General features: G+C 65.5%; 7 protein-coding genes. 3 read left to right on the top strand and 4 right to left on the bottom strand.

The features are described 5' to 3' along the window. Nucleotides 1–276 precede the first annotated feature (276 nt). A complete protein-coding gene (nadA, locus tag MTR66_RS14270; RefSeq protein WP_243922189.1) occupies nt 277–1,263 on the bottom strand; it encodes a quinolinate synthase NadA in 987 nt (328 codons plus the stop codon). Between the two features lie 271 nt (nt 1,264–1,534). Then, a complete protein-coding gene (locus MTR66_RS14265) occupies nt 1,535–2,413 on the bottom strand; it encodes an MBL fold metallo-hydrolase (protein WP_243922187.1) in 879 nt (292 codons plus the stop codon). An 84-nt stretch (nt 2,414–2,497) separates the two neighbouring features. Between MTR66_RS14265 and glpK the strand changes: the two genes are divergently transcribed. Beyond that, on the top strand, nt 2,498–3,976 hold the full coding sequence (glpK, locus tag MTR66_RS14260) for a glycerol kinase GlpK (protein WP_243922185.1): 1,479 nt from the start codon (nt 2,498–2,500) through the stop codon (nt 3,974–3,976). A 21-nt stretch (nt 3,977–3,997) separates the two neighbouring features. Here glpK and MTR66_RS14255 read toward each other — a convergent pair whose 3' ends face one another. Continuing rightward, nucleotides 3,998–4,462, bottom strand: a complete 465-nt coding sequence (locus MTR66_RS14255) for a DUF1465 family protein (protein WP_243922183.1) — start codon at nt 4,460–4,462, stop codon at nt 3,998–4,000. 160 nt (nt 4,463–4,622) lie between these two features. Continuing rightward, on the bottom strand, nt 4,623–4,820 hold the full coding sequence (locus MTR66_RS14250; protein ID WP_243922181.1) for a YdcH family protein: 198 nt from the start codon (nt 4,818–4,820) through the stop codon (nt 4,623–4,625). Between the two features lie 217 nt (nt 4,821–5,037). Between MTR66_RS14250 and MTR66_RS14245 the strand changes: the two genes are divergently transcribed. Next, nucleotides 5,038–5,193: a YdcH family protein gene (locus MTR66_RS14245; protein ID WP_243922180.1), complete on the top strand. Its 156-nt coding sequence runs from the start codon at nt 5,038–5,040 to the stop codon at nt 5,191–5,193. A gap of 100 nt (nt 5,194–5,293) precedes the next feature. Beyond that, on the top strand, nt 5,294–7,570 hold the full coding sequence (gene ptsP / locus MTR66_RS14240) for a phosphoenolpyruvate--protein phosphotransferase (RefSeq protein ID WP_243922178.1): 2,277 nt from the start codon (nt 5,294–5,296) through the stop codon (nt 7,568–7,570). The last annotated feature ends 3 nt before the right edge of the window (nt 7,571–7,573 follow it).

Here is a 7,573-nt window from a genome sequence, read left to right as displayed (position 1 = left end):
GTCGCGCGCAAGGTGGATGCGCTGGACCCGCTTCCCATGCTGCCTGCGGGGACGCAGGCCATCGTGCATGTGAAGATATTCTTCCACATCGTTGGCTAGGGACTGTGGGGATTCAGCCCATGCGGGCCTGCGAAAGGCGGCTTTCTGCGCTTCCGGTGCTCACGTACATAAAGTACGCTGCGCGCCGGTTCTCAAAATCCGCCATTCCCGGCTCCACCTGAACTGAATCCCCACAGTCGCTAGGTTCTGAGCCCAGGGCATGGTGAAGACGGGGGCTCACCGCGCCCCCAGATCTCCCTTGCCCACCGTGCTGCTTGCCATTTCGAGCATCTTGTCGAGGCTCTTCTTGGCGGCGAGGCGCAGGTCTTCCTCGATCTCCACGCGCGGCTCCAGATCGCGCAGGGCGAGGTAGAGCTTTTCCAGCGTGTTGAGCGCCATGTAGGGGCAGATGTTGCAGTTGCAGTTGCCGTCCGCGCCCGGCGCGCCGATGAAGGTCTTGCCCGGCAGCGCCAGTTCCATCTGGTGGATGATGTGCGGCTCGGTGGCGACGATCAGGGTGTCGCCGGGCATGTCCTTGGCATAGTTCAGGATGCCGCTGGTCGAGCCGACATAGTCCGCGTGATCAACGATGGTGGGCGGGCATTCGGGGTGCGCGGCGATCGGCGCGCCCGGGTTCTGCGCCTTGAGCTTGAGCAGTTCGGTCTCGCTGAACGCCTCGTGGACGATGCACACGCCCGGCCACAGCAGCATTTCGCGGTTGAACTTGCGGGACAGGTAGCCGCCCAGATGCCGGTCCGGACCGAAGATGATTTTCTGGTCCGCCGGGATTTTCTGCAGGATCGTTTCCGCGCTGGAGCTGGTGACGATCACGTCGGACAGCGCCTTCACCTCGGTCGAGCAGTTGATGTAGGTGAGCGCGATGTGATCGGGGTGTGCCTCGCGGAAAGCCTTGAACTGTTCGGGCGGGCAGGAATCCTCAAGGCTGCACCCGGCATCGAGATCGGGCAGGACCACGATCTTTTCCGGGCTGAGGATCTTGGCGGTATCGGCCATGAACTTCACGCCGCAAAAGGCGATGACGTCGGCATCGGTCTCGGCGGCCTTGCGGCTCAGTTCGAGGCTGTCGCCCACGAAATCGGCCAGATCCTGCAGTTCGGGCTTCTGATAATAGTGCGCGAGGATGACCGCGTTGCGCTCCTTGCGCAGCCGCTCGATCTCGGCGCGGATGTCGAGGCCGGAAAGGTCGGCGGGCATTACGGTCATGGTCTTTCCTCTTGTCCTGCGCTTTCGGTCTTTCACGCCGGAAGCGCGGCCTATCTAGGAGGCGAAGGCGCCGGACCCAAGGGGAAATTGTGCCTCAAAGGCGCGTGCGGAACATCTGCACCACATCCGCTCGTCCTGAGCCTGTCGAAGGACGCTGACGCTGCGCGTGGATCAACACCCCCTTCGGCTGGCTGCTTGCAGCCGCCGCTCAGGACAGGCTTCGACAAGCTCTGGGTGAGCGGGTCTTGTTTCGGATTTCAGGCTTGCTGCATTAAGCAAGCAAGGCCCAGTCTTCGCCGTCGCGCTGCACCAGGCCGCGCCGCTCCAGATCGATCAGGTGCGCCAGAACCGAGCGCCCAGCGGCGCCGTGGAGCCGTTCGTCCACGCCCTTGTACATCTGCGCCACCATGGCGGGGATGCGGGTCAGCCCGGCCTCTATCTGGCGCTGGATCTGCTTTTCGCGGCTGCGGCGGTGGCCGATCATCCCGCGCACGAGCTGGCGGGGCTTGGTAACGGCGGGGCCGTGGGCGGGATAGTAGACGGTGTCCTGCTCGCGTCCGTAGAGTTTCTGCAGGCTTTCCATATAGGCGGTCATGTCGCCGTCGGGCGGAGAGACCACGCTGGTGGACCAGCCCATCACATGATCGCCGCTGAACAGTGCGCCGGTTTCCTCCAGTGCGAAGCACACGTGGTTGGAGGTGTGGCCCGGCGTGGCGATGGCGCGCAGGGTCCAGCCTTCGCCGGAGATGGCTTCGCCGTCCGTCAGCACGCGGTCGGGATTGTAGGTGGGATCGAAAGCGGCATCGGCGCGCGGGCCGTCGTCGTCGAGCGTCAGCGGCGCGCAGCCGATGACCGGCGCGCCGGTGCGGGCGGCCAGCGGAGAGGCGGCGGGCGAATGGTCGCGGTGGGTGTGGGTGCAGCAGATGGCCGTGACGGCGGCATCGCCGATCGCTGCCATCAGGGCGTCGAGGTGTTCCACTTCGTCCGGGCCGGGATCGATCACGGCCAGGCTGGCGCCATCGCCCACGAGGTAGGTCTGCGTCCCGGTATAGGTAAACGGAGAAGGGTTGCGGGCCAGCACGCGCCGCACCAGCGGGCCAAGCCGCTCGGCCACGGTATAGGGCTTCTCGATATTCCGGATCGCATCCATGCGCGCGATATGGGCATTGGCGTGGCGGCTGTCGACCCGTGCGTGGCGGAAGGCTAAGGCAGGCGGGAATCGTTGGAGAGGCGAATGCAGGAAGAAGGCAGCGCGATTCTGGTGATCGACGCAGGCACCACGTCGAACCGGGCGATGGTCTTTGCGCCGGACGGAACGGTGCGCGCGCTGGCGCAGCGGCCGCTGACGCAGCACTATCCGCAGCCCGGCCGGGTGGAACACGATGCCTTGGAGATCTGGCAGGGCGTGCTGGCCTGTGCGCGGCAGGCGGTGGCGCAGGCGGGCGGCGTGGACCGCATCGCCGCGATCGGCATCGCCAACCAGCGCGAGACGGTGGTGGCGTGGGACAAGGCGAGCGGCGCGCCGCTTTCGCGCGCGATCGTCTGGCAGGACCGCCGCACCGCGCCTGCCTGCGAGGTTCTGCGCGCGGCGGAGCGCGAAGCGGATGTGCAGGCGGCGACCGGGCTGATCCTCGATCCTTATTTTTCCGCAACCAAGATGGCATGGCTGCTGGAAAACGTGCCGGAGGTGAAGGCTGCCGCCGGGGCCGGGCGGCTGGCGCTGGGCACGGTCGAATCCTGGCTGCTTTATAAACTCACCGGCGGCGCGCATCTTTCCGATGCCAGCAATGCCTCGCGCACCAGCCTGCTGCCGCTGGCGGGGGCGGACTGGGATCAGGGGCTGTGCGGCCTGTTCGGCGTGCCGCGCGGCGCGCTGCCGGAAATCTGCGACTGCGCAGGGGACATTGGCATGGCTCTGCCCGCATGGCTGGGCGCGCCGGTCCCGGTGACGGGCATGGCGGGCGATCAGCAGGCGGCGACCATCGGGCAGTCCTGCCTGGCCATGGGCGAGACCAAGGCGACATACGGCACCGGCGCTTTCGTGCTGGCGAACATGGGCACGCAGGTGCCGTCCTCCCGCCACCGGCTGCTGGCGACGGTGCTGTGGCAGCTTGGCGGCGAGCGGGTCTATGCGCTGGAAGGTTCGGTCTTCGTGGCGGGCAGTCTGGTGCAGTGGCTGCGCGACAGTCTGGGCCTGATCGACGCGGCGGCGGAGACCGAGGCGCTGGCGCGGTCGGTGCCGGACAGCGGCGGGGTCGTGATCGTCCCGGCACTATCGGGGCTGGGGGCGCCGCACTGGCGGGCCGATGCGCGCGCTTCGATCACCGGGCTTACATTTGCCAGTACCCGCGCGCATCTCGCCCGCGCCGCGCTGGAGACGATGGCGATGCAGACGCGCGATCTGGCCGAGGCGTTCGCCGCCGACGGCGCGACCTGGACCACGTTGCGCATCGATGGCGGCATGAGCGCCAATAGCTGGATGGCGCAGGATCTGGCCGATGTGCTGGCCCTGCCGGTCGAGCGCCCGGATTTTGTCGAAACTACGGCGCTGGGCGCGGGGATGCTGGCAGGGCTGGGTGCGGGGCTCTTCGCATCGCTGGAAGAAGCGGGCACAGAAATGGGCGGCGCGCGGCATACTTTCACTCCGGCGATGCCGGATGCGGTGCGCGCGGCGCGGATCAGCGGCTGGGAGCGTGCGCTGGAAACGGTCTGAGGCGTCCGGCGTCAGCCCTCGTCAGCTTGCCAGGCGCTGTTCCAGCTGCTCGCGCAGGCGTTCGAGAGGGCTGGGCTGGCCGGGCCCGGCGGGGCGCCAGCTACTGTCGAGGCGAAGCAGGCGGGCATAGAAATCGCGGGTCGATTCCACCAGGTCGACAATGGCAGGCGCCAGCAGCGCCGTTTGTGCCGGATCGGACGTGCGCATGTCGGGCGGCAGGCGGCCATGGCGGTGGAATTGCAATTCGTTGATTTCGCCCATGAAATAGGCGCGGTGGTTGAGCAGCCAGGCAATGGCCTGCATCATCCGCGTCGTCGTGCGCAGCCCTTCGCTGGACAAGGCCACGCGGGCCAGGTCCTCACCGCTATCCGCCGTTTCCAGCCGTCCGGACAAGGTAAAGGCATGGCGCACTTCGTCCGCAAGGGCGATGGCTTCCTCATAGAGGGCTTCAACGATACGCGGATTGATGGCGGCCGGTTCGAACATTGCCATTCATATTTCTTAACAGCGAATCGGCGGCAACCACCTGATGGTAAAAATCCGCAACGAAATTTTCCGTTGTCTCCGTTCGGCACGGATATGGGCGGCGTCAGGTTGACCGCATGGGCTATGTGCAGGGGCGGTGGTGCCCTTTCAACACGGCCGCTCAGGCGATGATATCGGGGATCAGATAGTCCTCGATCTGCGTGATCTGGTCCTTGAGCTTCAGTTTGCGTTTCTTGAGCCGGGCCACCTGCATCTGCTCCACCGAGCCGGATGTCATCAGCGCATCGATCGCCGCGTCGAGATCGCGGTGCTCGATCCTCAGGATTTCCAGGCGTTTGCGCATTTCCTCTTCGGTCACGCCGAATTTCCTTAGTCTGGTTGAGCGAAGCGAGCGGGTTCACTTGCCAGCGCAAGATTCACGCATTTTACCGATATGTGGCATTCATACTCTTCGCAAGACGGACTGAATATGGTTCTCTTCATTCGCGCCGGACCAGAAAAAGCCGAGTCGCCAATCCGGGCCAATCGGCAACGGGTCATAATGACAGGTTCGGCCCCATAAGGAGGAACGATCCATGGAGAGTTCGCACATCAGCGCCCTGCAGCTCAAGCATGCCGGTATCGAACGGCAGCTTCATGACGAAATGAGCCGCCCGATGCCTGATGCCGCGGTGATCCAGGCCCTCAAGAAGCGAAAGCTCAGAATCAAGGAAGAGCTTGTGCGGCATTGACCGCCAGCTCGTATCCCTGATGCGCGATATCGTCGCGGCACGCTGATTTACCGGCTCCGCTGCGTTCCCAAAGCCCCGTCTTTGGGGTACTTGCGAAAGTATGACCAGCGGAGCCGTAGCAGCAGCCAGAAATATCCTCACGCGCCTCCACGAGGTGATGGCCTCGCGCAGTCATGCGCAGGCCAAGCTCAACACCGTGGCGGAAGTGATCGGCGAATGCCTCGATAGCGAGGTCTGTTCGATCTACCTCCTGCGGGAGGGTATGCTGGAACTGTTCGCGACGCGCGGCCTGGCACAGGAAGCTGTGCACGTCACCCGAATGGCGGTGGGAGAGGGTCTCGTCGGCATGATTGCCGAGCAGATCGAGACCCTCAACCTCGCCGAGGCGGCGACGCATCCGGACTTCTCCTACAGGCCGGAAACGGGCGAAGAAAAATTCCACTCCTTCGCGGGTGTGCCCATTGTGCGCCGCGAACGTGCCGTGGGCGTGCTCAGTGTGCAGCACGTCGATCCGCGCCGCTATGAGGAAGTGGAGATCGAGGCGCTGCAGACGGTGGCGATGGTGCTTTCCGAGCTGATCGTGAATGCCGATCTGATCGACGAGGAAGGCGCCAGCGCGCTCGATATGGCGCAGACCGGGCCGGAGCAGCTTCGCGGTCTGACGCTCGTCAAGGGACTGGCCGCGGGCGCGGCGGTGTTTCACCAGCCGCGCGTCACGATCGAGCATATCGTGGCCGAGGATACCGAGGCAGAGCGCCAGCGCGTGTTCCTGGCGTTCGACAAGATGCGCGAGCAGATCGACCGCATGGCCAGCCAGGCTGAGTTCGGCCTGGGGGGCGAGCAGGAGGAAGTGCTCGAAACCTACCGCATGTTCGCTTACGACGAAGGCTGGACGCGGCGGATCAACGAAGCGATCGATTCCGGTCTCACCGCCGAGGCCGCGATCGAGCGCGTGCAGCAGCGCACCCGCATGCGCATGCGCCAGATCGACGATCCGCTGCTGGCCGACCGCATGCACGATCTGGAGGATCTGGCGAACCGCCTGCTGCGGATCGTCTCGGGTCAGATCGGCACGGCGGCGACACTGGGGCTGCGAAGCGATGCGATCCTGATCGCGCGCAATCTGGGCCCGGCCGAACTGCTCGAATATGACCGGCGCCGCCTGAAAGGCGTGATCCTGGAGGAAGGCTCGCTCACCAGCCATGTCGTGATCGTGGCACGGGCCATGGGCATCCCGGTGCTCGGCCGCGTGCGGGGCCTGCGCGGCGTGGTGCGCGAAGGCGATCAACTGCTGCTCGATGCCGATCAGGCGACGGCCATGGTGCGCCCTTCGCCCGGGGTGATGGAGGCGTTCGAGGCGCGCTTTGCCAAGAGCCGCGAGAGGCAGGCCGCCTATGCCGCGCTGCGCGACGTCAAGCCGGTCTCGCGAGATGGGCAGCGGATACAGGTGAAGATCAACGCCGGCCTGCGTGATGATCTGGCCAATCTCAGCCTGACCGGCGCCGACGGCATTGGACTGTTCCGCACCGAGTTCCAGTTCCTGGTTTCGGCAACGCTGCCCCAGCGCGAGCGCCAGACCCGGCTTTACCGCGATGTGATGGAGGCCGCGGGGGACAAGCCGGTGGTGTTCCGCACAGTCGACATCGGCGGGGACAAGACCTTGCCCTACCTGCGGCACGATGACGGGGAGGGCGAGGAAAACCCGGCGATGGGCTGGCGCGCGCTGCGCGTGGCGCTCGAACGTGACGGTCTGCTCAAGGCCCAGGCGCGCGCTCTGCTGGAGGCGGGGGCGGGGCGCACGCTTCATGTGATGTTTCCGATGGTGGCCGAACCGTGGGAATTCGATGCGGCCAAGGCGGTGTTCGACGGGCAGCTTGCCTATCTCAAACAGCAGAAGAAGCTGCTGCCCGAAGCCATCCGCTATGGCGTCATGCTGGAAGTGCCCGCGCTGGCCGAGCAGCTGGACCTGCTGGCGCCGAAGATCTCGTTCCTTTCGATCGGCACCAATGACCTGACGCAGTTCCTGTTCGCCGCGGACCGCTCAAATCCGAAGCTGGCCGAACGCTATGACTGGCTGAGTCCGGCGATCCTGCGTTTCATCCAGCGTGTCATGCGCAGCGTTGAGGGCTTCGATATCGACGTTGGTGTGTGCGGTGAAATGGGCGGCCGGCAGCTGGAGGCACTGGCCCTGCTGGGGCTGGGCATCCGCAGCCTGTCGATCACACCCGCTGCAGTGGGGCCGGTGAAGGAACTGGTGGCCAAGGCCGATCTGGGGGAAATCAGCGCGGCCATGAAAGGCTGGCTGGCCTCTCCGCCCCCGGATTTGCGCGCGGCGATGGCGGAGTGGGCGGCCGCGCGGGGCATCCATACCGACTGAATT

It is taken from the genome of Novosphingobium beihaiense, assembly GCF_022832375.1.
In the GTDB taxonomy this organism is placed as follows: domain Bacteria; phylum Pseudomonadota; class Alphaproteobacteria; order Sphingomonadales; family Sphingomonadaceae; genus Novosphingobium; species Novosphingobium beihaiensis.
Note: the sequence above shows the minus strand (reverse complement) of the source record. Positions and strands in the feature narration are given on the sequence as shown.